Genomic DNA, 26,695 nt, shown 5'->3' on the forward strand with positions numbered 1-26,695 from the left:
TTTCTACCCGCCGAGGTGGCCCAGCGGCAGCACGCCGCTGGCCTTGACCTCGCCCAGCGAGAAGCTGGTGTGGATGTCCTTCACATTGGGCAGATTCAACAGCGTGTCGATGGAGAAGCGCGAGAAGGCATCGAGGTCGGTGGCCATGACCTGCAGCTCGAAGGTGCCGGCGCCCGAGATGTAGTGGCAGGCGATGACCTCGGGCAGCCGCCGGATGGCGTCTTCCAGCGGCTTGGTGGCGGCACCGGCACTGCGCTCGGCGTCCACGCGCACGAAGGCCAGCACCCCGAGGCCCAGCTTGCGCCTGTCGATCTCGGCGCGGTAGCCGGTGATATAGCCCTGGTCCTCCAGCCACTTGACGCGCCGCCAGGTCGGGGCGGCCGACAGGCCGATGCGCTGGGCCAGCTCGGCGTTGGACAGGCGGGCGTCGCGTTGCAGCTCGGCCAGGATGGCGATGTGATGGCGGTCCAGTGCTTCCGGGGTGGCTTCTTCGGTGCTCATGGTTTGCCCTGATCGGCGAAGTGGCGATGCAATTCAAACGAATTTTGCATCCTCGAGAAAGGAAATTGCCATTCGACTCGATTTCAAGCGTAAATGAGAAAGCACTCCTCGCGACCATTTCCCTACACTGCCCGGTCCGGCCATACTGGCCCATGGCCCGCGCGGCCGCCTCACAAGGGCAGGTCGAACGGGTCGCCATCCAGGAGCTCCCACCGATGAACGCCCCGCTGCCCGAACACATCCTGAAGGCGCTACAGACCGTCTCGCTCGACGACAAGTACGCCCTAGACAGTGGCCGTGCCTTCATGAGCGGCGTGCAGGCCCTGGTGCGCCTGCCCATGCTGCAACGCACGCGCGACGCGATGGCCGGCCTGAACACCGCCGGCTTCATCAGCGGCTACCGCGGCTCGCCGCTGGGCACTTATGACCAGGCGCTGTGGGCGGCCAAGAAGCATCTGGCCAAGCAGAACATCGTCTTCCAGCCGGGCGTCAACGAGGAACTCGGCGCGACGGCCGTGTGGGGCACGCAGCAGCTGGACCTCTTCCCCGAGAAGGCCAAGTTCGATGGCGTCTTCGGCCTCTGGTACGGCAAGGGCCCGGGTGTAGACCGCTGCATCGACGTCTTCAAGCACGCCAACATGGCTGGCACGTCCAAGCACGGCGGCGTCATCGCCATCGCCGGCGACGACCACATCGCCAAGAGCTCGACGGCGGCTCACCAGAGCGACCACGTCTTCAAGGCCGTCGGCTTTCCGACCTTCTTCCCGAGCAGCGTGCAGGACATCCTCGACATGGGCCTGCACGCCTTTGCGATGAGCCGTTTCTCGGGCCTGTGGGCCGGCATGAAGACCATCCAGGAGATCGTCGAGTCGTCGGCCAGCGTCAGCGTCGATCCCGACCGCGTCAACATCATCATGCCGGAGGACTTCCAGATGCCGGCCGGTGGCCTGCACATCCGCTGGCCCGATCCGCCGCTCGAGCAAGAGTCGCGGATGATGAACTACAAGTGGTACGCGGCCCTGGCCTACATCCGCGCCAACCGCCTCAACTACAACGTCATCGAAGGCAAGAACGACCGCTTCGGCATCATCACCAGCGGCAAGGCCTTCAACGACACCCGCCAGGCCCTGCACGACCTCGGCCTGGACGAAGACACCTGCCGCCGCATCGGCATCCGGCTGCACAAGGTCAACGTGGTGTGGCCGCTGGAGGCGCAGGTGGCGCGCGAGTTCGCCAAGGGTCTGCAGGAGATCCTGGTCGTCGAAGAGAAGCGCCAGATCATTGAATACCAGGTCAAGGAAGAGCTCTACAACTGGCGCGCCGACGTGCGCCCGAATGTGCTTGGCAAGTTCGACGCCGGCGACAGCGGCGAGGGCGGCGAGTGGAGCGTGCCCAACCCCAGCGACCACTGGCTGCTGCGTCCCCAGGCCGACCTGACGCCGGCCATCATTGCCCGCGCCATCGCCAAGCGCCTGAAGAAGCTGGGCGTGGACAGCGACATCGTGTCGCGCCTGGACGCCCGACTGGCCATCATCGACGCCAAGGAAAACGCACTGAAGGCCGAGACCCAGACGGCCGGTGGCGCCGACCGCACGCCCTGGTTCTGCTCGGGCTGCCCGCACAACACCAGCACCCGCGTGCCGGAAGGCTCGCGCGCCGTCGGCGGCATCGGCTGCCACTACATGGTGACCTGGATGCCCGGTCGCAACACGGCCACCTTCACGCAGATGGGCGGCGAGGGCGTGCCCTGGACGGGCCAGGCGCCCTTCACCAACGAGAAGCACATCTTCTCCAACCTCGGTGACGGCACCTACTTCCACAGCGGCAGCCTCGCCATCCGCCAGAGCATCGCCTCGGGCGTCAACATCACCTACAAGATCCTCTACAACGACGCCGTTGCGATGACCGGTGGCCAGACCGTGGGCGAGCGCCCCGAGGGCCACACCGTCATCCAGATCATGAACAGCGTGATCTCGGAAGGCGTCAAGAAGCTGGTCATCGTCACCGACGAGCCGGCCAAGTACGAGGGCGTGGCCCTGGCGCCGGGCGTCACCGTGCACCACCGCGACGAACTGGACAGCATCCAGCGCCAGTTCCGCGAGATCGAAGGCACGACGGCCATCATCTACGACCAGACCTGCGCGACTGAAAAGCGTCGCCGCCGCAAGCGCGGCAAGATGGTCGACCCGGCCAAGCGCGTCGTCATCAACGAGCTGGTCTGCGAGGGCTGCGGCGACTGCTCCGTGCAGTCCAACTGCCTGTCGGTCGAACCGCTGGAGACCGACTTCGGTCGCAAGCGCCAGATCAACCAGAACACCTGCAACAAGGACTACTCCTGCGTGAAGGGTTTTTGTCCCAGCTTCGTCACCGTTGAAGGTGGCGAGCTGCGCAAGCCGAAGAAGGAATCGCGCAAGAGTCCGTTTGATGCGGCGCTGCCCGCATTGCCCCTGCCGGTCATTCCGAATGCCGAAGAGGCCTGGGGCATCGTCGTCGGTGGCGTGGGGGGCACGGGGGTCATCACCATCGGCCAGCTGCTGGGCATGGCCGCCCACCTGGAAGGCAAGGGCGTCATCACGCAAGACGCCGCGGGCCTGGCCCAGAAGGGCGGCGCAACCTGGAGTCATATCCAGATCGCCAACACGCCCGAGGCCATCTTCTGTACCAAGGTGGGCACGGCGGAGGCCGATCTCGTCATCGCCTGCGATGCCATCGTCGCCGCCAACAAGGCGACGCTGGCCGTCATGCGTGAAGGCCGCACCTATGTGGCGCTGAACACGCACGGCTCGCCGACGGCGACGCTGGTCAACGACGCCAACTGGAGCTTCCCGGGCGCGGCCTGCGAACAGGCCGTGGGCAATGCGGTGGGCCGCGATCACCTGGGCTCTTTCGACGCCGAGGAAGTGGCCGTCAAGCTGGTGGGCGATTCGCTCTATACCAACCCGCTGATGCTGGGCTATGCCTGGCAGCAGGGCCGCATCCCGCTGAGCTATGACGCGCTGATGCGCGCCATCGAACTCAACGGCGTGCAGATCGACAACAACAAGATCGCCTTCGAATGGGGCCGCCGCTGCGCGCATGACCTGAAGAGCGTGCAGTCGCTGTATGCGGCCCAGGCCGTCATCCAGCTGGTCAAGCGCCAGAGCGTCGACGAGATCGTCGCCAAGCGCGTCGACTTCCTGACCGGCTACCAGAACGCCGCCTATGCGGCCGAGTACAAGGCCTTCGTCGACAAGGTGCGCGCTGCCGAAGCCAAGCTGGGCAGCAAGACCACGCTGACCGAAGCCGTCGCCCGCTATCTGTTCAAGCTGATGGCCTACAAGGACGAGTACGAGGTCGCCCGCCTGCACACCGACGCCGCGTTCACGAACAAGATCGCCGGCATGTTCGAGGGCGACTACAAACTGGTGCACCACCTCGCGCCGCCGCTGCTGGCCAAGACCAACGACAAGGGCGAGCTGGTCAAGCGCCCCTTCGGTGGCTGGGTGCGTCCGGCCTTCGGCCTGCTGGCCAAGCTGAAGGGCCTGCGCGGCACGGCCTTCGACATCTTCGGGCACACCGAGGAGCGCAAGATGGAGCGCCGCTGGATTGGCGACTACCGCGCCGGTGTCGACAAGGCCTTGGCCGGCTTGACGGCCGAGTCACTCGCCACTGCCGTCGAGCTGGCCCGCGTGCCGGAAGACATCCGCGGCTACGGCCATGTGAAGGCCCGCCACGAGAAGGCCGCCAAGGCCAAGTGGGATGCGCTGATCGCCAAGGTCTGATCGCGCTCACGCCCTTGTGAAGCCCCGCTGGTTCGTCCCGCGGGGCTTTGTTCATTCAGGGCCTCAATGTCGAGTGCTGCAGCACGATCAGCCAGCGGCCCTCGATGCGTTGGTAGGCGAAGCTGTAGCGGGCCGGTCTTTCCTTCGTTTCACCACCGACCTGCTCGGTGAACTCGTATTCGCCCGAGCGCACCGCCGTGTCGCCGAAGAACTGCAGGTTGCCGATCATCCAGCGCATGCGGGCCGTGGGCCGCTGTGCCATCTGGTCGAAGAACACCGGCAGCGCCACGCCATCCAGCGGCACGGCCGTGTACTCGTCGTCGGTGATCAGGGCACCCGGCGCATAGAGCTGCTGCAGCCGGCGCGGGTCGCGGGCGTTGTAGGCATCCTTCCAGTCCTCCAGCGCCAGCATCAGATCGTTGACGCAACCGCTGTCGGGCGCATCGCAGCGCAGCGGCGGCGACACGCTCACCTTGGGTCCCGTCGAGCAGCCACTGGTTGCCAGCACCAGCAGCAGGGCGACCGCGATAGCGAGCGGCCGGCGCAACCTGTCGATCATTGCCATGTCGAACTCCCCTGTCTTGTGGCGCCGATTGTGCAGCTCCGCGTCGAGGCCCGGCGCTTGGCGACGGGGCGGCGCCCGCCTACAGTGGCTGCCATGCGCCGACGTCATGTCTCGCCTCTGGGTCTGCTGTTCGGCGAGTTGCCGGCCGTCCGCGCCGAACCCCTGCAGTTGCGTTCTGCCGCCCAGGCGGGCTTCCCCCACAAGTTCAATGTGGGCGGCGAGGGACAGCCCGGCTTTTGCATCGAATACATCCAGGCCCTGGTCCAGGTCGACACCGGGCTGAGCTTCAGCGGCCTGGACGAAATGCTGCCGACGCTGCGCATCGAGCAGGAGCTGGCCTCGGGCCGCGTCGAGGTCTTCTTCGGCATGCTGAAGACGCCGGAGCGCGAGGCCATGTACCGCTTTGCCGACAGCCCACGCATCTACACCATCCACCACCAGGTGGCCGTGCTGGCCTCGGACACCCAGGCCGACCAGGTGCGCAGCATCGACGAACTGAAGGCGACGGTCGGCAGCCGTGTCATCCTGGCCACGCGAGGCAGTGGCTATGCCAACTTGCTGCGCGATCAACTCGGGCTCAACGTCGACGACGGCGCGACCAGCATCGACCAGAACCTGCGCAAGCTCATCGGCGGCCGGTCGCGCTTCCTCTACGACTCCGAATCGTCGCTGCGCCGCGCCATCCAGGCCAATGGGCTGCAGGCCCAGGTCCGCATCCTGCCCACTGTCTTCCGCCGCCAGGATCTGCTGCTGGCCCATGCGCCGGCCCTGGCCGCCGAACGCCTGGCGCGCATCCTGGCCGCGATGCGCGCGCTGGAGGCCAACGGGGCCGCTGCCCGGCTGCGCATGGCTTACGGCCTGCGTTGAGCGCTGGCATTCCCTGAAAATCGTCTTCTTCGGGTTTGCCTAGACTGCGAAGCTTTCGACAGGGAGAAAAGATGAAGACCACCACGCTGCGCGGCCTGCTGGCCGCCCTTTGCCTTTGCGCCGGCCTGGCCCATGCCGCCGACGCGCCGGCCGAGAACCCGGCCTGGACCGAGGCCAAGGCCGTCGCCAAGGCCGGCCCCGCCGACGTCGCGATTGCCGGCCAGGCCACGCTGCATCTGCCGGCCGACCGCGTCTTCATCCCCCAGCCCCAGGCCGGCAAGCTGCTGACGGCGATGGGCAACCCGGGCCAGCACACCGAACTGGCCGGGCTGATCTTCCCCAAGGGCGAGGGCGAATGGTTCGCCACGCTGCGCTACATCGCCTCCGGCTATGTGAAGGACGGCGACGCCAAGGAGTGGAAGGCCGACGAGCTGCTGTCCAGCTACAAGGAAGGCACCGAGGCCAGCAACGAGGAGCGCAAGAAGATGGGCGTGGCGGCCCTCGAGATCACCGGCTGGGCCGAGCCGCCGGCCTATGAAGCGACCCAGCACCGCCTGGTCTGGGCCATGAGCTCCAAGGAAAAGGGTGCGCCGGCCGACGCCAACCTGGGCGTCAACTACAACACCTATGCCCTGGGCCGCGAGGGCTATCTGAGCCTGAACTTCATCACCGACCTGAAGGACCTGCCGGCCCAGAAGCCCGATGCCAAGGCCCTGCTGGGCGCGCTGGAGTTCGACAAGGGCAAGCGCTACGAGGACTTCGATTCCTCCACCGACCATGTCGCCGAGTACGGCCTGGCGGCCCTGGTTGTCGGCGTCGGCGCCAAGAAGCTGGGCCTGCTGGCCGTCATCTTCGCCTTCGTCGCCAAGTTCGCGAAGATCATCTTCATCGCTGTCGTCGGCTTCGGCGCGGCCATCACCAAGTTCTTCAAGCGCGACAAGACGGCCTGATGCTCAAGCTGCTTGCATTGCTGCTGTCGGGCGCCAAGTTCGGCAAGCTGCTGACCACCGGCGGGACCATGCTGGTCTCGCTGGTCATCTACGCCTGGATCTATGGCTGGCGCTACGCGGCCGGCTTCATCGCGCTGCTCTTCGTGCACGAGATGGGCCATTTCGTCGCCGCGCGCTACAAGGGCCTGAATGTCGGCGCGCCGACCTTCATTCCCTTCGTCGGTGCCTGGGTCGAGCTAAAGGACATGCCGCACGATGCGCAGACGGAGGCCTTCGTCGGCCTCGCCGGCCCCATGCTGGGCACGGTGGGCGCGACCATCACCTATCTGATGGCGCGCTCATGGGGCGCCGACTGGCTGCTGGCCGTGTCCTACAGCGGCTTCTTCCTGAACCTGTTCAACCTGATCCCCATCTCGCCCTTCGATGGCGGCCGCATCACGGCCGTGCTGTCGCCGCGCATCTGGCTGCTGGGCGCGCCGGCCCTGGTGGCGCTGTTCTTCTGGCGACCCAGCCCCATGCTGATCCTGATGGCCGTGCTGGCCTGGCCCCAGCTCGTCAAGGCCTGGAAGCACCGCAGCGACAGCGTCGAGGCCCAGACCTATTACGCCGTGCCCGCCGCGGTGAAGTGGGAATACGCGACCTACTACCTTGTGCTGGCCGCCTACCTCGCCGTCATGTGCCACGATGTGCACGAGATGCTTGCCGCCACACGGGGTTGAGCTTCGCGGCGCACGCAGGGTGCGGGCCCTAGACTGCGCGCGCCATGATCCGCCGCCGCCCCCTGATCGCCAGCGCACTGGCCCTCGCCGTTGGTGCGGCCGTGGCCGACGACCTGCTGCGCACCATCGCCCAGGCCGGCATGACGCTGAAGTTCAATGCCGGTGGCGACGGCCCCCAGGGCTTCTGCGTCGACTATGTGCGCGCCCTGCAGCGCGTCGATCCCGGCCTGCAGTTCAGCGGCCTGGACGAGGCCATGCCCTTGATGCGCATCGAGAGCGACCTGGCGGCTGAGCGCATCGACCTCTTCTTCGGCCTGCTCAAGACCCGCGAGCGCGCGGCGCGCTTTCGCTTCATCGACACGCCGCCCCTCTACAACATCCGCCACCAGGTGGCCGTGCGCGCCGACGACCGCATCGACGTGCGCAGCTTCGACGACATCCGTGCCCTTGGTGCCCAGGGCGTCGTGCTGGCGACGCGTGGCACCGGCTATGTGAGCTTCCTGGCTGAGCAGCCCGGCCTCATCGTCGACGCCGGTGCCGCCGACAACGCACAGAACCTGCGCAAGCTGCTCGGCGGCCGCGGCCGCTTCTTCTACCAGGCCGACGCCACGCTGCGCCACGTCATCGAGGCCGAGGGCCTGCAGGCACGCGTGCGCATCCTGCCGACCGCCTTCCATGCCGACGCCCAACTGCTGGCCCACGCGCCCGGACTGGCGCCGGAGCGCTTGGCGCGCGTCGTCATGGCCATGCGCGCCCTCGAGCTCAACGGCATGGCAGCGCGGCTGCGCGCAGCCTACGGACTGCTATGAATTCAAAGGCACTCTGGCCCGGCCTGCTGCTGGCGGTGCTGGGCGCCATCGGCTTTTCCGGCAAGGCCATCATCGTCAAGCTGGCCTACCGCTACGGCGTTGACGCGGTCACGCTGCTGATGTGGCGCATGCTGCTGGCCCTGCCCATGTTCCTCGCCATGGCGGGGTGGGCGGGGCGGGGCAAGCCGGCACTGACCCGGCAGGATTGGCGCGACATCGCCGTGCTGGGCTTCACCGGCTACTACCTGGCCAGCTATCTGGACTTCGCCGGCCTAGCCTATATCTCGGCCAGCCTGGAGCGCCTCATCCTGTATCTGAACCCGACCTTGGTGCTGCTGCTGTCGGTGGTGTTCTTTCATCACAAATTGCAGGCACGCCAGGTCATCGCGCTGGCCATCAGCTATGCCGGCGTCGTGGCAGTGTTCGCGCACGAGCTGAGCTTCGAAGGCAGGAGCACGGCCATCGGTGCGGCCCTGGTGTTCGCCAGCGCCATCAGCTATGCCATCTATCTGGCGCTGTCGGGCAAGGTGGTGCAGCGCCTGGGCTCGATGCGCCTGGCAGGCCTGGCCAGCAGCGTGGCCTGCGTGCTGTGCATCGCGCAATTCCTCGTGCTCAAGCCACTGGCCGCTTTCGCCGTGCCCGAGCCGGTGATGTGGCTGTCGCTGCTGAACTCCACGGCCTGCACCGTGGCGCCGGTGCTGATGGTGATGCTGGCCATCGCCCGCATCGGCGCGCCGCTGTCGTCCCAGGTCGGCATGGTGGGCCCCATGAGCACCATCCTGATGGGCGTCTTCATCCTCGGCGAGCCCATGAATGCCTGGATCGTGCTCGGCACGGCGCTGGTGATGGTCGGGGTCTTCCTGGTGGGACTGAAACCAGGCTCGCGCTGAACAGGATTGACCCCTGAGGGGCTGGCGTGTTCAAAATCGCTGAACATTGGCGACAAGGGCCATGAACCGAAGCCCGGTCAGCGAGGAACACACTGCATGCCCATGACGAGCCCCACCCGTTACACCCCTGTCGCCATCGCCCTGCACTGGTTGCTCGCGCTGGCCATCATCGGCGCCTTCGGCGTGGGCCTGTACATGACCGGCCTGCCGTTCTCGCCGGCGCGGCTCAAGCTCTACAACTGGCACAAATGGGCCGGTGTCACCATCCTGGCCTTGTCGGCCCTGCGCCTGCTGTGGCGCCTGACCCACCGCCCGCCGGTCGACATCCCCATGCCGGCCTGGCAGTTGCGCGCCGCCCATCTGACGCACAGCCTGCTCTATCTGTTCTTCTTCGCCGTGCCGCTGACCGGCTGGGCCTACAGCTCGGCGGCCGGCTTCCCCATCGTCTGGTTCGGCGTGCTGCCTCTGCCCGACTTCGTGGGCAAGGACAAGGAACTCGCCGAGACGCTGAAGCTGGTTCACCACTTCGCCGCCTATGGCCTGGGCCTGCTCGTCGCCGGCCATCTGGCCGCCGCCCTCAAGCACCAATTCATTGACCGCGACGGCCTGCTTGCCCGCATGGGTGTCGGCCGCGCCTGAACAAGGATTCCCATGAAAAGCCTGTTTTCCGCCCTGCTGATCGCCACCAGCGCCCTGGCCGCCCAGGCCGCCACGCTGCAGCCCGAGAAGAGCGACCTCGGCTTCACCTTCAAGCAGATGGGCGTGCCGGTCGACGGCAAGTTCAAGAAGTTCGAAGCCCAGCTGGACTTCGACGCCAAGAAGCCCGAAGCCGGCAAGATCGCCTTCACGGTGGATCTGGGCAGCGTGTCCCTGGGCGACCCGGCCTTCGACAAGGAACTGGCCGGCTCGCCCTGGTTCGACACCAAGCGCAACGGCAAGGCCACATTTGTGTCCAGCAGCATCAAGGCCACCGGCCCGGGCAAGTACGACGTCGCCGGCAAGCTGACCATCAAGGGCGCCGCGCATGACGTCGTCGTGCCCATCACCCTGGCCCAGGGCGTGGCTGCCGGCAGCGTCGGCATCAAGCGCCTGGACTTCAAGATCGGTGACGGCGAATGGGCCGACACCTCCATGGTGGCCAACGATGTGACCGTCAAGTTCAAGTTGTCTTTCGCTGGCCTGTAACCTCTTTTCCTCCCTTCCTCTTCACCCCCCCGGAGACCTTCACGATGAAGAAAGCCCTGCTGCTCACCGCCCTGCTCGCCGCCATTGGCGCCGCCCAGGCCCAGAGCGCCACCTACGCCATCGACCCGACCCACACCACCGTGTTCTTCGAGGCCAAGCACTTCGGCACCAGCACCAACCGCGGTCGCTGGGACAAGAAGGAAGGCACCGTCACGCTGGACAAGGCCGCCAAGACCGGCAAGGTCGAGGTCACCCTCGACATGAACTCCATCTCGAGCGGCGTGCCGGGCTTCGACCGCCACCTGAAGAGCAACGACTTCTTCGCCGCCGAGCAGTTCCCGACGGCCAAGTTCGTCGGCGACAAGTTCAGCTTCAACGGCGACAAGCTGGCCAGCGTCACCGGCGAGCTGACCCTGCGCGGCAAGACCAACCCGGTCACGCTGACGGCCAACAACTTCAACTGCTACGAGAACCCCATGCTCAAGCGCGAAGTCTGCGGTGGTGACTTCGAGGGCACCATCCAGCGCAGCCAGTGGGGCGTCAACTACGGCCTGCCGGGCATCCCCGACAGCGTCCGCATCGTCATCCAGATCGAAGCCGTCAAGCAGTAAGCTGGCCGCGCCTTCCCTTCCGAGCCCGCCCTTTGGCGGGCTTTTTGCTGGGCGATCCGTGAAGTATTGCCAGGGCGGTCACAGCCCTGTCACGCCCGGCCGCGCGGACTGTCGCGCCCCCATGCAGTTCGTCACCCGGTCGGGCCGGCGTGTCGCTTCGACCCCACGCCGCCCGGGCCGCCTGCTTACAGTGGCCCCAACGACGACAAACCGGCCATGACTCCCTCCTTCTCCCCCAGCCCCCAGCAAAAGCTCTGGATCGAGCGCTGGCAGCGTTTTTCCACCACGGTGGTGCGCTACTTCCACATCTATGCCGGCTGGCTGGTCGGCATCAGCTGGAAGCGCTTCGTGCTGCTGTCGCTGGCCCTGCTGATCGGCGTCAACGTGCTGAAGAACCTGCCCCCCTTCACCTGGCGCATCAGCGAGCAGGTCGAGGACCATGACCATGGCGCCGAGCGCCGCAAGGCCAAGGCCGAGGCCGAAGCCCGCAAGGCCGTCGAGCAGGCCCGCAAGGCCGTCGACAAAGCCGGCAGGAAGGCGGCCGACAAGGGCGTCCACTACGAGGTCAAGATCGACGAGCGCGGCGTGCGCATCCAGCCGGTGCGCCCCGCGGCCTCGGCCGCCAGCGGCGCCGAGGGCGAAGACGGCGAACCCAAGGCTGACGACGCGCCGGCCATCTCCCTGGACTTCCCCAAGAGCACCCGCCCCGAGGACATCCGCGCCGCCATCGACCAGGCCAAGGAGCAGCTCAGCCAGCTCAAGCAGGAGGCCGAGGAGGTCAAGGATGCCCAGCAGGCCGCCGCCGAGGCCCAGGCCGCGCTGCAGGAAGCCGCCGAGGAAGCCGCCGACGCCCAGAGCCGCCGCCGCGTCACCATCGTGCATGCCGGCGACTCCCTGGTGGACCTGGCCACCCTGTGGATCCTGGCCTCGGCCGTCATCAAGGCCATGTACAAGGGCCGCATCCAGGCCGAGGTCAAGGCCGCGCAGGCCACCGAGAACGCCGAGAGCGAGGCCCTGAAGCGCCAGGTTATCGAGGCCCGCATGGCCGCCATGCAGGCCCAGGTCGAGCCCCACTTCCTGTTCAACACGCTGGCCAGCATCGACCATCTCATCGAGGTCGACCCGCCACGGGCCAGCCAGATGCAGAAGAACCTCATCGCGCTGCTGCGGGCCTCCATGCCCACCATGCGCGAGGCGAACGCCAGCGGTGCCGTGCGCGACCTGGGCCGCGAGCTGGCCGTCATCCGGCCCTATCTCGAGATCCTGAAGATGCGCATGGAAGAGCGCCTGCAGACCGAGATCGACGTGCCCGAGGGCCTGCTGTCCGCCGAATTCCCGCCCATGATGATCCAGGGCCTGGTCGAGAACGCCATCAAGCATGGCCTGGAGCCCAAGGCCGAGGGCGGCAGCCTGAAGGTCAAGGCCGAGATCGTGCACGGCAAGCTGGCCGTCACGGTCGCCGACACGGGCCTGGGCTTCGGCCGGGCCGCCACCTCAGGCACCGGCGTGGGCCTGGCCAACATCCGCGAACGCCTGCAACTGCTGCACGGCGCCCGCGCCAGCGTCACCGTCACCGAGAACCAACCCAGCGGCACGGTCGTCACCATCACCGTGCCCTATCGCAGCCGCAACGACGAAGGAGCGTCAGCATGAAAACCTTGTTCAAGATCCTGTTCATCGGCACCGCGCTGATGGTCCTGATGGCGATGTTCGGTGGCTTCGCGCTGCTGCACCACCATGGCTCCGACATGCACATCGTGCTGGATGACGGCGAGTTCTTCCTCGGCGGCAGCGACTTCGGCGACTGGCTGGGTGCCAGCATCGGCCTCTTCGTCGCCGGCGTGATCTGCGTCGTCGTGCTGCCCCTGGTGTTGCTGCTCGGCGTGGCCCTGCCGCTGGTTGTCGTCGGCGGCGTGCTGGCCCTGGTGGTCGCCAGCCTGCTCGGCGTCGGCGCGGTCCTCGGTTCGCCGCTGATCCTGCTCGGCCTGCTGTTCTTCGTCGTGCTGCGCAACCGTCGCCGCGCCAACAGCGCCAAATCGACGCCGGTCTGAACTAGCATCGTCGGCTATGAGCAATGCACCCATCCGCGCCGTTCTGGCCGACGACGAAAGACTGATGCGCGAGCAGCTGCGCGCCCGACTGACCGAGGTCTGGCCCGAGCTGGACATCGTTGCCGAGGCCAAGAACGGCCTCGAGGCCGTCGAGCTGACCAAGGAGCACAAGCCCGACCTGGTCTTCCTCGACATCCGCATGCCCGGCCTGACCGGCGTGGAGGCGGCCCGCCAGATTGCCCAAATGGGAGATGAAGGATCCGAGGACGAGGCCTGGCTGGTGCCCGAGATCGTCTTCATCACCGCCTACGACCAGTACGCCGTCGAGGCCTTCGAGCAGGGCGTGGCCGACTATGTGCTGAAGCCCGCCGAGCGCGAGCGCCTGCAGCTGACTGTGGCGCGCATCAAGAAGCGCCTGGCCCAGCGCGAGGCGCCGGCCGGCGACTTCAGCGACAGCGCGCCGGTGCCGCTGCAGCAGCTGTTGCACAAGCTGTCCGGCCAGATGAACCCGACGGGCAAGCCGGCCTATCTGCAGTGGATCCAGGCCACCGTCGGCCAGGCCATCCAGATGATCCCGGTCGAGGATGTGCTCTTCTTCATCAGCGACGAGAAATACACGCGCGTGCAGACGGCCAAGATCGAGGCCCTGATCCGCAAGCCCATCAAGGAGCTGGTGGACGAGCTGGACCCCCAGCTGTTCTGGCAGATCCACCGCTCGACCCTGGTCAATGCCCGCGCCATCGACGGCATCACCCGCGACTTCCGCGGCCGCCAGATGGTGGGCGTGCGCGGCCTGACCGAGAAGCTCGAAGTCAGCCGCAGCTATACGCACCTGTTCAAAGGGATGTAGACCCGCATTTGCGTGCGGGCCGAGCGCTGGGCCGCTCCCGAGCCGGCCTGCAGGCGATGTGCGAGCGGCTCAATGCCGCTTGCATCGCCGTCCCCTCGGGGGACCGGCTGGGCCGCCCGCGTTCAGCCGGGCAGGACCAGACGAGGGGCGCCTATTTCTCCACGAAGGCCCGCTCGATGACGTAGTCACCGGGCGTCGTCGTGCTGCCTTCCTTGAAGCCGCGGATCTCCAGCATCTCCTGCATGTCCTTCAGCAGGGCCGGGCTGCCGCACAGCATGATGCGGTCGTTCTCGGGGTCCAGCGGCGGCAGGCCCAGGTCGGCCTGCAGCTTGCCGGTCTGGATCAGGTCGGTGATGCGGCCCATGTTCTTGTAGGGCTCGCGGGTGACCGTCGGGTAGTAGAGCAACTGCTCGCTGGCGAACTCGCCGAGGAACTCGTGCTGGTGCAGGTCGACGGTGAGGTGGTCGTGATAGGCCAGCTCGTTGATGTGGCGCACGCCGTGCACGATGACGACCTTCTCGAAGCGCTCGTAGGTCTCGGGGTCGCGCACGATGCTGATGAAGGGGGCCAGGCCCGTGCCGCTGCCCAGCAGATAGAGGGTCTTGCCCGGCAGCAGGTAGTCGATCAGCAGGGTGCCCGTGGGCTTGCGGCCGACGACGATCTTGTCGCCCGGCTTGATGTGCTGCAGCTTGGACGTCAGCGGGCCGTCCGGCACCTTGATGCTGAGGAACTCGAGCTGTTCCTCGTAGTTGGCGCTGACGATGCTGTAGGCACGCAGCAGCGGTTTGCCGTTCTCGCCCTTGAGGCCGATCATCGTGAAGTGGCCGTTGGAGAAGCGCAGGGCCTGGTCGCGCGTCGTCGTGAAGCTGAACAGGCGGTCGGTCCAGTGATGGACGGTCAGGACGGTCTCTTCGTGGAAGGCACTCATGGCGGTGTTTTTGACGGGTTAACCCGGGGATTTTCGCCCGGAAGTGACAGTCCAACGTCGCCAAGGGGTCAAGTCGCGGTTTCGATGCGCAGAAGCCTTGCCCCCGCACCCTCGCCGCGCTTGACGTCCTCGGGGTTGTAGAGGGCGCAGGCCTTCAGCGACAGGCAGCCGCAGCCGATGCAGCCGGTCAGCCTTTCGCGCAGCTGCTGCAGGGCGGCGATGCGCTCGTCCAGCAGCGGTGCCCAGCCAGCCGACAGCCGCGTCCAGTCGGCCTTGGTCGGCGTGCGGCCCTGGGGCAGGGTGGCCAGGGCCGCCTTGATCTGTGGCAGCGTCAACCCCACCACCTGGGCGGCGCGGATGAAGGCCACGCGGCGCAGCACATGTCGGGGGTATTGGCGATGCCCGCCGGCGCTGCGGCTGCCGGCGATCAGGCCCTCGGCCTCGTAGAAGCGCAGGGCGCTGGTCGCCACGCCCGAGCGCTTGGCCAACTGGCCGATGGTCAGCGGCGCGGTCGGTTGATCGGGGCTTGACTTCAAGTCCACTTGAACTTCGAGCATGGCGTCATGTTCCCACAGCCGAGACGCCGTGCCATGCTGATGAAGACCGCCACGCCTGCGCCCGCCACCCTGGCCCAGCTGCACCACCTGCTCGACGCGGGAGCGGCGCTGTCGCCGACTTACCGGGGCCGCCTGAGCAACCACCTGCCCATGGCCCAGCAGGCCCTGCTGGAGCTGGGCGCCTCGGCGGCGCGGCTGCAGGCCTGGAGCGAGGCCTATGAAGCACACCTTGAGCCGCGCGTCGCCGCCCGCCCGGCCAGCGTCAGCTACGAGCGCGACCTGGGACGCCCGGACAGCGAGGCCGCCTGGCGCGCTCATTTCGCTGCGCGCATCGAGGCGATCGGCTCGGCGGCCACGCTGCGCGAAGCCTTGCCCCGGCTGCTCGACGGTGTCGGCGCCATCGCTTTCCACGGCGTGATCCGCACCGGTCATGCCGTGCTGGCCGGCCAGGAGGGTGAACTCGCTTTCGGCCTGGCCCACTGGGCGGCTCACTTCCTGCCCCTGCCGACGACGAACGACGGTGCGCCGCTGGAACTGACCGATTGGCTTGAAGCCCTGCAGCGGCTGCCGCGCCCGAGCTATCCGGCCGGCAGCCTGATCCACGGCCGCATGGAGGCCTGGGCTTCATCCCCCGACTTCGCCGCCGTCGCCGGCCGTTTGCATCACGGGCCCGACATGCTGCGCGACCTCGCCCTGCTGGCTGCGCGCACCTATGCGGCGACCGGCAACTTCACCGTGCTGCATCTGCTGACCGGCAGCCATGCGATGAGCGTGCTCCAGCCCTGGTGGCCGGCGCCCGAGCTCGCGCGGGGCTTCAGCGTCGCCGCCGCGGCCGGTCTGCTGGCCAGCGGCGCGGCGCCTGCGTCGACTCTCGACCACCCACCCAGCCGCCCCTGGCCCGCGCTCATCGCGGCTGCCTGTGAGCAGGAAGACGCCCATGTCATCAAGCTCACCCACGCCGCCTGGCGCCTGGGCCGCCGCTGGCCCGACCCGGCCTGGCGCCGCGCCGTTGAACATGCAATTCCATTTTGATGGAAGCGAATTTCCAGTAAACTGGAATGCATGGACATCACGCAACGCATTGGTCGCCGCCTGCATGAACTGCGCTCGGCCGCCGGCCTGTCACTGGACGCGCTGGCGCAGAAGAGCGGGGTCAGCCGCTCCAACATCTCGCTGATCGAGCGCGGCCAGAGCAGCCCAACGGCCGTCGTGCTGGACAAGCTGTCGTCGGCCCTCGGCGTCAGCGTCGCGTCGATGTTCGAGACGGGCCCGCCGGCGGCTGCGCCGTCGCCGCTGGCCCGCGTGGACGAGCAGCCGGTCTGGGACGATCCCGCCTCGGGCTATCGCCGCCGCAATGTCTCGCCCCCGGGCGTGTCGCCGCTGCAGCTGGTGGACGTGCTCTTTCCCGCCGGCCAGCGCGTCTCCTTCGAGACCTCGGAGCGTGATGCCGACATCCACCAGCAGGTCTGGATGATCGACGGTGTCATGGAGATAGGCCACGGCAGCGAGCAGTGGCAGCTCAATCCCGGCGACTGCCTGGCCATGCGCCTGGACGCGCCTATCCGCTTCCACAACCCCGGCGCCAAGCCGGCCCGCTATCTCGTCGCCCTGACCGGAGCCCGCAAGCCATGACCGCGACGATTCGAGAACTCGATGGCGCCGAAGCCGCTGCCCGCGTGGGCGAACTCGCCGAGGTGCTGCGCGACTGCGTCGAAGGCGGCGCGTCGGTGGGTTTCATGCTGCCTTTGGCCGAGGGCCGGCCCGAAGCCTTCTGGCGCAAGGTCGCGGCAGGTGTCGCGACCGGCGAACGCCATCTCTTCGTGGCCGAGGACGAGGCGGGCCGCATCTGTGGCACGCTGTCCCTGGTCATCGACATGCCCGACAACCAGCCGCACCGGGCCGACGTCAGCAAGATGCTGGTGCACCGCCGAGCGCGCCGCCAGGGGCTGGCCGAGCGGCTGCTGACGGCGCTGCAAGCGAAGGCCGGTGAACTGGGCCGGACAACGCTGGTGCTGGACACCGTCACGGGCAGTGACGCGTCGCGCGTCTACGAGCGCACGGGCTGGCAGAAGGCGGGCGACATCCCGAACTACGCGTTGATGCCCGACGGACCGCCGTGCTCGACGACCTACTACTTTCGCCATCTATGACCCGGGAGACCCGCATGGAGTTCATCGCCTGCACGCTGGAGGCGCATGGGGACGCCATCCTCGACATCTTCAACGAGGCCATCCTCACCTCGACGGCCCTCTACGACTACGAGCCCAGGCCGCGCGAGTCCATGCAGGCCTGGTTCAAGACCAAGCAGGCCAGCGGGTTTCCCGTCATCGGCGCGGTCGACGAGCAAGGCAAGCTGCTCGGCTTCGCGAGCTACGGCACGTTTCGCGCATGGCCGGCCTACAAGTATTCCGTCGAGCATTCGGTCTATGTGCACAAGGACCATCGCGGCCAGGGACTGGGCCCGGCGTTGATGGCGCGGCTCATCGCGGCGGCCCGCGAGCGGCAGGTGCATGTGATGGTGGGCGGCATCGACATGAGCAACCATGGCAGCATCGCCCTGCACGAAAAGCTGGGCTTCCAGCACGCCGGCACCATTCGGCAGGCCGGCTTCAAGTTCGGTCGCTGGCTGGATCTGGGCTTCTACCAGCTGGTGCTGGATACGCCCGAGCACCCCGTGGACGGCTGAGCCGGAAAGCAAAAAGGGGCGGAAAGATCCGCCCCTCGTGCCAGCTGCGGCCTGCTATTTCTTGGTGCCGCTGCAAGTGCCCATCTTGGCCATCTCGAGCTGGGACACGTCCTTCTTGCCCTGCCGTTCGGAGGCCGCCTCGATGCGGTCGGTGAACAGGCCTGCCTGCCCGGTGGCGGGTTGTTTGAATTCCTTGGCCTGGGTGGACTCCTCTTTGGGAGCCATGTTCACGGATGCACAGCCCGACAGCACCAGAGATGCGGCCACGGCGAGTCCTGCAAAGCTCAGTCGCTTCATCATCGAATTCCTCCTCTGTTTTGATTCGATACCACCGCTTCTGCGGGCGAGGGCGGCGGATGCCAGCGCAGGCGAAGAGGCGTCCGTCCCTTGCATTCGTGCGATCACATGCAGGCCTGTGCAAACGCCGTGGCGCGGCGCGAAGTAGCGCACGGAGCGCCGTCGTTCGCCGGCGCCCGGAGTCTCCCGATCCGTCCTAGCGGAAGCCGATGCCGCGCCGCTCGCGCACCTCGGGTTTGGCCCGGTGCTCGGCCTCCAGCTGCGCCAGGAACTCGTCCGGCGTGAAGGTCTCGCCGAGGATCTCGACCTGGTTGCGCACGGCGGCAAAGTCGCCATGCGTCAGACAGTCCAGCGCCGCCAGCCTGGCGCGCTGCTCGTCGGTCGGCGCGACGCCGGCCTCGCGCTCGAACATCGCCACGCGCTGTTCGGGCTTGAGCGCCTTGAAGCGGATCTTGAAGGCAAAGCGCCGCAGCGCCGCCTCGTCGAGATCGTCGAAGAGATTGGTCGTGCAGATGAAGAGGCCGTTGAAGCGCTCCATGCCGGCCAGCATCTCGTTGACTTCGCTGACCTCGTAGTTGCGCTCCGCATGCTTGCGGCTGCGCAGGAAGCTGTCGGCTTCGTCCAGCAGCAGCACGGCGCCTTCGGTCTGCGCCGTCTCGAACATGCGCGCCATGTTCTGCTCGGTCTCGCCGACGAACTTGCTGGCGATGTCGCTGGCGCGCCTGACCATCAGCGGTCGGCCCAGGGCTTGCGCGATGTGCTCGGCGAGAGCCGTCTTGCCGCTGCCGGGCGGGCCATAGAAGCAGAGCTGGCCCGAGCCCTTGCGGCGGAGGGCCTCGACGATGCGCGGGATCTCGAAGCGGCTTTCGCAGTTCAGCAGCTCCAGCGCGTACTGGGTCACGCAGGGGCGGGCAAGGCTGCTGCCGTCGTCACGGCCCAGGGCCTTGTCGGCGTTCAGCAACTGGCGCTCGATGAGCTTCTCGGCATCGTCCTTGCCGCCGGCCAGCTGGGCGAAGCGCACCGCGGTGCGGATCTGCGCCGGCGTCAGGCCAGGGCGCTCGGCCAGCTTGGCGACAAAGCCTTCACTGACGCTCACTTCGCCCAGGGCCTTGGCCACCAGCCCGCGGCGCGCGCCCGGCGGCGGCGACTTCAGCTCCAGGTGGTACTGGAAGCGGCGCCGGAAGGCCGGGTCGATCTGCTCGATGCGGTTGGTGACCCAGATGACGGGCACCGGATTGGTCTCGAGGATCTGGTTGACCCAGGCCTTGCCGCTGACCGAGTTGCCGACGCCGCCTTCGCCGCTGGCGTCCAGCCGGTTCAGCAGCGAGGCCGTGTCGCTGGACAGCGGCGGGAAGACGTCCTCGACCTCGTCGAAGAGCAGGGCCACATTGGCGCTGGCCTTCAGGAAGACCTGGCTGATCTGCAGCGAGCGGTAGCGGTCGCGGCCCGACAGCGAATTGCCGTCGCGGTCGGCGTATTCGACCTCGTACAGGTCCAGGCCCGCAGCCGCCGCGGCGACCTTGGCGAGCTCGGTCTTGCCCGTGCCCGGTGGGCCGTAGAGCAGCACATTGACGCCGGTGGCATGCGTGGCTACGGCCTGGCGCAGCATGCCTTTGAGCAGGTCAAGGTCGTCGACGACGAACTGGAAGTCGGAGGCGACCAGGGCGCTGCGAGTGGCCGGCCGCGTGAACACGGCCATCAGGTCATGCGGGCCTTGGTATTCGCGCATCAGCACCGGCGGCAGCTGGTCGCTGACCTTCATCAGGTCGGCCAGATCGGTGATGTTGTGTTCGGAGATCAGGTTCTCGACCATGCCGATGCGCTCGAGGCGCGAGCCGGCGCGCAGGGCCTCGGCGACCTCGCGCTCGTCGACGCCGGCCACGGCGGCGATGGCCGCGAAGGCCTCCTGCGCCGTGTTGACCTTGAACTCGACCAGGGCGCCGCGCAACTCGCGCTGGTAGCGGGCCAGGGTGCCGTAGAGCAGGATGGCGCGTTCGGCCGGATTGAGCTGGAGCAACTGGCCCAGGGAATCGATGTTCTTCTCGACCAAGGTCGACTCGCGCTTGAGCTGCCGGTCCAGGTGCTCGCAGGTGGTGGCCAGCAGGGCCATCATGTCCTTGGGCGCGTCCTTGACGTATTCGTCGAGGTAGAAGAACAGCGTCGCTTCGCTGAAGGGGCCGCTCCACTGGCCGAAGCGGTCGAGGAAGGCTTCGTCGCCGAGGGCTTCGTGGCCGCGCCACAACTCGTTGCCGGCGCAGCGCTGGGCCAGATAGCCACGCAGCCTCTGCAGCACGCGGGTGGGCCAGACGAGATGCCGGCCGGTGAAGGACAGCAGACCGTTGAAATCGCGCCGCAGATTGAAGCGGCCGGCGTGCCTGACGGTCAGCGTCAGCACGAACTGCGAGCACATGCGGTCCAGCACCGGAGCGCTGTCCAGGCCGGGCGAAGGCAGCACGCGGACCTGTGTCCGGGAGGCTGTCTCTGCGGCGACGGCTCGCTTCACCATTCGATGGGCTCCTTGCGCTGCCTGCAGCGGCGGCGCGGTCCCATCTTGTATCAGGCTTGGGCGCAGATCAACGTCAGATCGGCCCCCCAAATGTTCAGTGCATCACGACCGGCTGCTGGCCCATGACGGCATAACGCTCGATGAAGGCGTCGAGTTCGTCCTCGGACGGCTCGCCGTCCTCGATGAGGGCCTGTACGCCCTGCGAGAAGGATTCGGCCAGGGCGCCCTCGATGAAGATCTCCTTGCGGGCGAACTTGTCGACGATCTCGAAACCGCCGCGGTTCAGTGACGGACCTTCCTCCACCTCCTGAGGCACGGCGGTCGGCACGTCGAACTGGACGACGATGAAGCTGTCGGAGTTGTAGAGCATGTGCATGGAGTTCTCCTCAGGGCTTCAACTGCGGGTGGGGCCGGGTGTTTCAAGCCCCGCTTGGTTTAGATACTGGCAGAACGTCCCGCTGTTCGGGTCATCCCACGCGCTGCCAACGTGTAGGAAGCGTCAGGAGTTCACGTCGGACAGACGGATTTCGAAACCACGCGTTTCCGGGTCGCCCTGGCGCAGCCGCACCGGCCAGTAGCCCCGCTTGGGGTCCAGCCACAGTTCGACGCCCGGGTCCCGTTCTCCCAGCGGCCGGCGGCGCAGATGCAGCAGTTCGGCGTCCTCGGGTGCCGCGGCCACGACCTCGAAGGTCCATTCGCGCAGTTCGCCGCGCAGCCCGGCCACCCAGAGGCGCCAGCGCCCGTCCGGCGCCGGAGCCGGCGTTGCCTGCACCAGGGCGGCGAGCTGCAGCCACCAGGACAGCCGGTCCTGGACCCCGTCGGGCAGATCGAGCAGGGCCGGGCTGGCCGAAAAGCTGACGCGTCGACCCTCGGCATCGAAATTGATGGCCTGGCGGTCCTGGCCGCCGCGTTGCAGGGCAAAGCGCTCGGGCGCCAGGCCGGTGCCGCCCGCGTGGCCCAGGCTCTCCCAGGCCGGCAGCGTGCGCTCGCCAACGCGGCGCGTCAGGCGCAGGCTGTAGCGGCCGTCGTCCTGAGGCTGCCAGTCCAGCTGGGCCTCGCCATCCTGGCCGCCCTGGCGCAGGCGGTAGCGCCAGGAGGCCGGCCCGGCCAGGCGCAGCAGCGGGGCATCGGGTGCCGCCGTGGGGGCTTCCATGGCCGGCGCGGGCGGCTGGGTGCTGGAGCGTCCGGCGCGCGACCGGGCCGTCGGCAAGCTGGGCGGCGCCGGCTCGGGCAGGGCAACGGGCACGGCCGGCGGTGGCAACAGGGCGACGCTGACGGCGCGTGCCTTTTGTGGCCGGCCGTCCTCGCGCTCCCGCTCGCCGCTGAGCAGTGCCGCATGCGCGATCACGCTCGCCACCAGCGCCAGCGCGGCGGCGCGGGGAAGACGAGGCAGGCCGACGCGCATCGCACAATGCTGCCATCACCCCGGACCTTTCCCCATGAAACTCGCCAGCTACGCCGACGGCTCGCGCGACGGCCACCTCGTCGTCGTGTCGCGCGACCTGACCCAGGCCCACTACGCCACCGGCATCGCCACGCGGCTGCAGCAGGTCCTCGACGACTGGGGCTTTCTCGCCCCCCAGCTCGAAGACCTCGCCGTGCAGCTCAACCACGGCAAGCTGCGCCATGCCTTCCCCTTCGATCCCGGAAAATGCGTGGCGCCCTTGCCGCGCGCCTATGGCTGGGCCGTTGTCGATGCCGACGGCGGCGTGCGCCGCGAGGCCGGCCAGTTCCAGGCCTGCCACCAGCCGCTGAGGGCGCCCGCGGCCTGCGAGCCGGCCCTGGCCCTCGTCTGCGGCGACCTGGCCGCCGCCAGCGACACCGCCGCGGCGCTGGACGCGCTGCGCCTGCTGACTTTTGCCGTCGACTGGCGCCTGGACGGCGAAATGATCGCCACGCATTGCGCGCCGCTGGCCGTCACGCCGGATGAGCTGGGCGACGCCTGGAGCGCCGGCCGCCTGCAGGCCCGGCTCGTCGCCCTGCACAACGGCGCCCGGCAGGAGCCGCGCGACGTGGTGGTGGCGCCCGGCGAAGTGCTGGCCCGCCTGGCCCGGCTGCGTGCGCTGCGGGCCGGCCAGCTCGCCGGCGCGGCCCTGGGCAGCCTGGAGCTGCCGCTGGCGCCCGGCGACAGCCTGCATCTGGACCTCAAGTCCGCCGAGGGCGCCAGCCTGTTCGGCGCCATCGACATCGAACTCGCTCCCCCGCCCACCCTCCCATGAGCCACCCCATCATCATCGACACCGACCCGGGCCAGGACGACGCCATCGCCCTGCTGCTGGCGGCCGCCAGCCCCGAACTGGAGCTGCTCGGAGTGACGACGGTGGCCGGCAATGTGCCGCTGTCGCTGACCACGCTGAACGCCCGCAAGGTCATGGAGCTGGCCGGCCGCCGCTACGTGCCCATCTGCGCCGGTGCCGACCGCCCGCTGGACGTCCCCCTGGTGACCGCCGAGCATGTGCACGGCGACACCGGCCTGAACGGTGTCGACCTGCCCGAGCCCACGCTGCCGGTGGACCCGCGCCACGCGGTGGACTTCATCATCCAGACCCTGCGTGAACGCGAGGCCGGCACGGTGACCCTGTGTCCGCTGGGCCCGCTGACCAATATCGCCCTGGCCCTGCGCAAGGCACCCGACATCGCAGCGCGCATCCGCCGCATCGTGCTGATGGGCGGCGGCTTCTTCGAGGGCGGCAACGTCACGCCAGCGGCCGAGTTCAACATCTACGTCGACCCGCAGGCAGCCCATGAGGTCTTCACCAGCGGCGTGCCCATCACGATGGCGCCGCTGGACGTGACCCACGAGGCGCTGACGACGGCGGCCCGCATCGAGGCCATCCGGCGCCTGAGCAACCGCGTCGGCCCGGTCGTCGCCGCCTGGATGGAGTTCTTCGAGCGCTTCGACGAGGAGAAATACGGCCAGGACGGCGGCCCGCTGCACGATCCCTGCGTCATCGCCTGGCTGCTGGCGCCAGAGCTCTTCACCGGCCGGGACTGCAATGTGCGCATCGAGACCCGCAGCGAGCTGACGCGCGGCATGACCGTCATCGACTGGTGGGCCGTCACCGGCCTGCCGGCCAACGCCCAGGTGCTGCGCCACGTCGACGCCGACGGTTTCTTCGCCCTGCTGACTGAAAGACTTGCACGGTTGGGTTGATCTTGCGGGCCGAGCGCCGGGCCGCTCCCAAGCCGGCCCGTGCCGGCGATGTGCTTGCGGCTCAATGCCGCAAGCATCGCCGTCCCCCTGGGCGAGGGGCTTCCCGTTTCAGCCTTGCAGTGATCGCGTCACGAGCTTGAAGTCGGGGTCTTCGGGGAAGGGCTTGACCGAAAAGCCCAGGCCGCGCATCAGCTTCAGCATGTCGGCGTTGTTGGTCAGCACCAGGCCTTCGATGTCGGCCAGCCCTTTCTCGCGCGCCGCGTCGGTGATGCCCTCCATCAGCCGCGAGCCCAGGCCCTTGCCGCCGAAGTCGTCCGCCACCAGCAGGCTGAATTCGCAGCTGGTCTGGTCGGGGTTGGTGATCATCCGCGACACGCCGACGATGCGTTCGGCCTCGTCGAAGCCGCCATCGTCGCGCGCCGTGCGTTCCGTGTAGACGGCCACCAGCGCCATTTCGCGGTCGTAGTCGATCAGCGTCAGGCGGGCCAGCAGCCCCGGCGGCAGCTCCTTGATCGCGCTGGCGAAACGGAAGTAGCGGCTCTCGGGCTTGAGCCCGCGCACCAGGTCCTGCAGCATCTGTGCATCGTCGGGCCGCACCGGGCGTACCGTGACTTCGCCGCCGCCGGCCAGCGGCCAGACCTGCTCGAAGCGCGCCGGGTAGGGCAGGATGGCCAGGTGGGGGTAGTCGAAGGCGCGCGGGCTGCCGGCCTGCTGGCCCGGCTGCAGCACGACGCGCGCGTCCACGGCGATGGCGCCGCTCTCGTCGACAATGAGGGGATTGATGTCCATCTCGCGCAGCTGCGGGAACTCGCAGACCATTTCGCTGACCCGCAGCAGCACGCGCTCCAGGGCTTCCAGGTCGGCCGGCGCCGCGCCGCCGCGGCCCTCGGCCAGCGCTTCCGACACGCGGGCGCGCTCGATCAGGCGGCGCGCCAGGAACTGGTTCAGCGGCGGCAGCTCCATGGCGCGGTCGGCGATCAGCTCGATCATCGTGCCGCCGGCGCCGAAGACGATGGTGGGGCCGAAGGCCTCGTCCGTCACCAGGCCGACGCAGACCTCATGGCCGCGCCGCGCGCGGGCCATCTGCTGAACCGTCACGCCGTTGATGCGTGCCTGCGGCTGCAGCCGCCCGACCCGCGCCACCATCTCGTTGTAGGTATCGCGGGCGGCGGCGCCGCTCTGGATGTTGAGGGCCACGCCCTGCACATCGCTCTTGTGGGCGATGTCGGGCGAGTCGATCTTCAGCGCCACCGGGAAGCCGAGCTGGGTGGCCAGCATCATGGCCTCGTTGGCACTGCGTGCCAGCACCGTCTGCGTGACGGGAATGTGGAAAGCCGCGAGCAGGGCCTTGCTTTCCATCTCGGTCAGCGTGCGGCGGCGCTCGGCCAGCACGCTCTCGATGAGCAGGCGCGCCGCCTCGACGTCGGGCTGGGCCAGGTTGGACATCGGCGGCGGCGTCTGCAGCAGCAACTGCTGGTTGGCATAAAAGGAGGCGATGTTGCCGAAGGCGCCGACGGCCGCCTCCGGGGTGCGGAAGTTGGCGATGGCCGCCTCGTTCAGCACGCGGCGGGCCTCCAGCACCGAGGCATCGCCCATCCAGCAGCCCAGCAGCGGCTTGCCCGTCGTGCCCTTGGCGGCGACGACGGCGCGGGCGGTCTCGGTCGCGTCGGAGCCGATCTGCGGCGCATAGACGGCCAGCAGCCCGTCCACGGCGGAGTCTTGCGCCGCGGCCTCGATGGCGGCGCGGAAATGCTCAGGCGTGGCGGCGGCGGACAGGTCGATCAGGTCGGTCAGCGATGCCAGGGGCGCCAGCTGCGGGGCCAGCGCCCGTGCGGTGTCCGGGGACAGCTTGGCGAGCATCAGGCCGATCTCGCTGACCCAGTCGGCTGCCAGCACACCCGGGCCGCCGCCGTTGGTGACGATGGCCAGGCGCTTGCCCACCGGGCGGTAGCGCGCGGCCAGGCATTTGGCGGCCGAGAACAGCTCGACGAAGCTGCGCACCCGTACCGCGCCGGCGCGCCGCAGCGCGGCATCGAAGACATCGTCGCTGCCGACGATGGCGCGGCTGTGCGTCTGCGCCGCCTCGTTGCCGGCACGGCGCCGGCCGGCCTTCAGCACGACGACCGGCTTGGCGTGGGCCGCCGAACGCAGCGCGCTCATGAAACGCCGCGAGCTGGAAATGCCTTCCAGGTAGACGACGATGCTCTGCGTGCGGTTGTCGGCGGCCAGGAAGTCCAGCACCTGGGCCAGGTCCACCGCCGCGTTGGGTCCCAGCGAGACGACCTGGCTGAAGCCGACCTGGTTCTGCAGCGCCCAGTCCAGCATGGCCGAGGTCAGCGCGCCGGACTGCGACACCAGGGCCAGCGAGCCCTCGGCGGCCAGCGGGCCCGCGGCGCTGGCATTCAGGTTCAGATGCGGGCGCTGGAAGCCCAGGCAATTGGGGCCCAGCAGGTGGACACCCTCGCGGCGCGCGATGCGCTTGAGCTGGGCGGCCTGCTCGGGCTCGATGCCGTCGCTGACGATCAGCGCCGAGCGGCAGGCGATGCGGCCGGCCACCTCCAGGGCGGCGGCGATTTCTTCGGCGGGCAGGGCGATGACGGCCAGGTCCGCGCGCGAGCGGGCCAGTTCGCCCAGCGTGCCGGTCGTCTCGCCGTGCAGGAACTGCGGTGGGCTGGCGCCGGGGGCGGCCGCCAGCGCGGCACGCAGCACGCGAGCCTGGCGGGTCTGGCGCTCGGGCTCGTCCGGCGGGCCGGCAAAAACGACCACCGAACGGGGCATGAAGAGCGGGGTCAGGAAATGGTTGTCCAT

General features: G+C 68.3%; 27 protein-coding genes. 18 read left to right on the forward strand and 9 right to left on the reverse strand.

Annotated elements, in window-relative coordinates; genetic code table 11:
* Window positions 1–3: 3 nt before the first annotated feature.
* Window positions 4–501: an Lrp/AsnC family transcriptional regulator gene (locus AC3WOE_RS17510; protein WP_492692226.1), complete on the reverse strand. Its 498-nt coding sequence runs from the start codon at window positions 499–501 to the stop codon at window positions 4–6.
* A 215-nt stretch (window positions 502–716) separates the two neighbouring features.
* Between AC3WOE_RS17510 and AC3WOE_RS17515 the strand changes: the two genes are divergently transcribed.
* Entirely contained in the window at window positions 717–4,262 is a 3,546-nt protein-coding gene (locus AC3WOE_RS17515) for an indolepyruvate ferredoxin oxidoreductase family protein (protein WP_492692227.1), read from the forward strand.
* Window positions 4,263–4,317: 55 nt separating this feature from the next.
* On the opposite strand, the gene AC3WOE_RS17520 is transcribed toward AC3WOE_RS17515, so the two are convergent.
* A complete protein-coding gene (locus AC3WOE_RS17520) occupies window positions 4,318–4,827 on the reverse strand; it encodes a DUF4440 domain-containing protein (protein ID WP_492692228.1) in 510 nt (169 codons plus the stop codon).
* Between the two features lie 93 nt (window positions 4,828–4,920).
* Between AC3WOE_RS17520 and AC3WOE_RS17525 the strand changes: the two genes are divergently transcribed.
* The 11 genes from AC3WOE_RS17525 to AC3WOE_RS17575 all read left to right on the forward strand — a co-directional run bounded on the left by AC3WOE_RS17525 (window position 4,921) and on the right by AC3WOE_RS17575 (window position 13,759).
* Complete coding sequence (locus tag AC3WOE_RS17525; protein ID WP_492692230.1) at window positions 4,921–5,694, forward strand: substrate-binding periplasmic protein; 774 nt, start codon at window positions 4,921–4,923, stop codon at window positions 5,692–5,694.
* Window positions 5,695–5,765: 71 nt separating this feature from the next.
* Window positions 5,766–6,644, forward strand: coding sequence for a DUF2167 domain-containing protein (locus tag AC3WOE_RS17530; protein ID WP_492692232.1), 879 nt, complete (start codon window positions 5,766–5,768; stop codon window positions 6,642–6,644).
* Window positions 6,644–7,363 (forward strand): site-2 protease family protein, encoded by a 720-nt coding sequence (locus AC3WOE_RS17535; protein ID WP_492692233.1) that lies wholly within the window; start codon window positions 6,644–6,646, stop codon window positions 7,361–7,363. The genes AC3WOE_RS17530 and AC3WOE_RS17535 overlap by 1 nt, the downstream gene beginning before the upstream one ends.
* A 44-nt stretch (window positions 7,364–7,407) precedes the next feature.
* Window positions 7,408–8,172, forward strand: coding sequence for a substrate-binding periplasmic protein (locus AC3WOE_RS17540; protein ID WP_492692234.1), 765 nt, complete (start codon window positions 7,408–7,410; stop codon window positions 8,170–8,172).
* A complete protein-coding gene (locus AC3WOE_RS17545; protein ID WP_492692235.1) occupies window positions 8,169–9,062 on the forward strand; it encodes a DMT family transporter in 894 nt (297 codons plus the stop codon). Before AC3WOE_RS17540 ends, AC3WOE_RS17545 begins: the two co-directional genes overlap by 4 nt.
* Window positions 9,063–9,164: 102 nt before the next feature.
* A complete protein-coding gene (locus tag AC3WOE_RS17550) occupies window positions 9,165–9,701 on the forward strand; it encodes a cytochrome b (RefSeq protein ID WP_492692236.1) in 537 nt (178 codons plus the stop codon).
* 12 nt (window positions 9,702–9,713) lie between these two features.
* Entirely contained in the window at window positions 9,714–10,247 is a 534-nt protein-coding gene (locus AC3WOE_RS17555; protein ID WP_492692237.1) for a YceI family protein, read from the forward strand.
* 44 nt (window positions 10,248–10,291) lie between these two features.
* On the forward strand, window positions 10,292–10,858 hold the full coding sequence (locus AC3WOE_RS17560) for a YceI family protein (RefSeq protein ID WP_492692238.1): 567 nt from the start codon (window positions 10,292–10,294) through the stop codon (window positions 10,856–10,858).
* Between the two features lie 216 nt (window positions 10,859–11,074).
* Window positions 11,075–12,511: a sensor histidine kinase gene (locus AC3WOE_RS17565; RefSeq protein WP_492692240.1), complete on the forward strand. Its 1,437-nt coding sequence runs from the start codon at window positions 11,075–11,077 to the stop codon at window positions 12,509–12,511.
* A complete protein-coding gene (locus AC3WOE_RS17570; protein ID WP_492692241.1) occupies window positions 12,508–12,909 on the forward strand; it encodes a hypothetical protein in 402 nt (133 codons plus the stop codon). Before AC3WOE_RS17565 ends, AC3WOE_RS17570 begins: the two co-directional genes overlap by 4 nt.
* A gap of 16 nt (window positions 12,910–12,925) precedes the next feature.
* Window positions 12,926–13,759, forward strand: a complete 834-nt coding sequence (locus AC3WOE_RS17575; RefSeq protein ID WP_492692242.1) for a LytR/AlgR family response regulator transcription factor — start codon at window positions 12,926–12,928, stop codon at window positions 13,757–13,759.
* 151 nt (window positions 13,760–13,910) lie between these two features.
* Here the strand turns inward: AC3WOE_RS17575 and AC3WOE_RS17580 are convergent, their stop codons facing one another.
* Complete coding sequence (locus AC3WOE_RS17580; RefSeq protein WP_492692243.1) at window positions 13,911–14,687, reverse strand: ferredoxin--NADP reductase; 777 nt, start codon at window positions 14,685–14,687, stop codon at window positions 13,911–13,913.
* A gap of 68 nt (window positions 14,688–14,755) precedes the next feature.
* Complete coding sequence (soxR, locus tag AC3WOE_RS17585) at window positions 14,756–15,244, reverse strand: redox-sensitive transcriptional activator SoxR (protein WP_492692244.1); 489 nt, start codon at window positions 15,242–15,244, stop codon at window positions 14,756–14,758.
* Between the two features lie 33 nt (window positions 15,245–15,277).
* Between soxR and AC3WOE_RS17590 the strand changes: the two genes are divergently transcribed.
* From AC3WOE_RS17590 to AC3WOE_RS17605, 4 genes are read left to right on the forward strand one after another with little or no spacing between them, the layout of a single operon-like run.
* A complete protein-coding gene (locus AC3WOE_RS17590) occupies window positions 15,278–16,276 on the forward strand; it encodes a questin oxidase family protein (protein ID WP_492692246.1) in 999 nt (332 codons plus the stop codon).
* A 30-nt stretch (window positions 16,277–16,306) separates the two neighbouring features.
* Complete coding sequence (locus tag AC3WOE_RS17595) at window positions 16,307–16,876, forward strand: helix-turn-helix domain-containing protein (RefSeq protein ID WP_492692248.1); 570 nt, start codon at window positions 16,307–16,309, stop codon at window positions 16,874–16,876.
* Window positions 16,873–17,394, forward strand: a complete 522-nt coding sequence (locus tag AC3WOE_RS17600) for a GNAT family N-acetyltransferase (protein ID WP_492692250.1) — start codon at window positions 16,873–16,875, stop codon at window positions 17,392–17,394. The genes AC3WOE_RS17595 and AC3WOE_RS17600 overlap by 4 nt, the downstream gene beginning before the upstream one ends.
* 14 nt (window positions 17,395–17,408) lie before the next feature.
* Window positions 17,409–17,930, forward strand: a complete 522-nt coding sequence (locus tag AC3WOE_RS17605; RefSeq protein WP_492692251.1) for a GNAT family N-acetyltransferase — start codon at window positions 17,409–17,411, stop codon at window positions 17,928–17,930.
* Window positions 17,931–17,984: 54 nt separating this feature from the next.
* Here AC3WOE_RS17605 and AC3WOE_RS17610 read toward each other — a convergent pair whose 3' ends face one another.
* The 4 genes from AC3WOE_RS17610 to AC3WOE_RS17625 form a co-directional block, all read right to left on the reverse strand.
* The gene (locus AC3WOE_RS17610; RefSeq protein ID WP_492692253.1) at window positions 17,985–18,230 is read right to left on the reverse strand and encodes a hypothetical protein; all 246 of its coding nucleotides are present in this window, start codon (window positions 18,228–18,230) and stop codon (window positions 17,985–17,987) included.
* Window positions 18,231–18,423: 193 nt separating this feature from the next.
* On the reverse strand, window positions 18,424–20,733 hold the full coding sequence (locus AC3WOE_RS17615; RefSeq protein WP_492692254.1) for an ATP-binding protein: 2,310 nt from the start codon (window positions 20,731–20,733) through the stop codon (window positions 18,424–18,426).
* A 94-nt stretch (window positions 20,734–20,827) separates the two neighbouring features.
* Window positions 20,828–21,109 (reverse strand): BTH_I0359 family protein, encoded by a 282-nt coding sequence (locus AC3WOE_RS17620; protein WP_492692256.1) that lies wholly within the window; start codon window positions 21,107–21,109, stop codon window positions 20,828–20,830.
* A 123-nt stretch (window positions 21,110–21,232) separates the two neighbouring features.
* A complete protein-coding gene (locus AC3WOE_RS17625) occupies window positions 21,233–22,138 on the reverse strand; it encodes a hypothetical protein (RefSeq protein WP_492692257.1) in 906 nt (301 codons plus the stop codon).
* A 34-nt stretch (window positions 22,139–22,172) separates the two neighbouring features.
* On the opposite strand from AC3WOE_RS17625, the gene AC3WOE_RS17630 reads away from it, so the two are divergent.
* Both AC3WOE_RS17630 and AC3WOE_RS17635 read left to right on the forward strand, forming a co-directional pair.
* Window positions 22,173–22,952, forward strand: coding sequence for a fumarylacetoacetate hydrolase family protein (locus AC3WOE_RS17630; RefSeq protein ID WP_492692258.1), 780 nt, complete (start codon window positions 22,173–22,175; stop codon window positions 22,950–22,952).
* Window positions 22,949–23,887 (forward strand): nucleoside hydrolase, encoded by a 939-nt coding sequence (locus AC3WOE_RS17635; protein WP_492692260.1) that lies wholly within the window; start codon window positions 22,949–22,951, stop codon window positions 23,885–23,887. The genes AC3WOE_RS17630 and AC3WOE_RS17635 overlap by 4 nt, the downstream gene beginning before the upstream one ends.
* Window positions 23,888–23,995: 108 nt before the next feature.
* Here the strand turns inward: AC3WOE_RS17635 and AC3WOE_RS17640 are convergent, their stop codons facing one another.
* The gene (locus AC3WOE_RS17640; RefSeq protein ID WP_492692262.1) at window positions 23,996–26,695 is read right to left on the reverse strand and encodes a bifunctional acetate--CoA ligase family protein/GNAT family N-acetyltransferase; all 2,700 of its coding nucleotides are present in this window, start codon (window positions 26,693–26,695) and stop codon (window positions 23,996–23,998) included.

It is taken from the genome of Roseateles sp. FW305-36 (assembly GCF_058787015.1).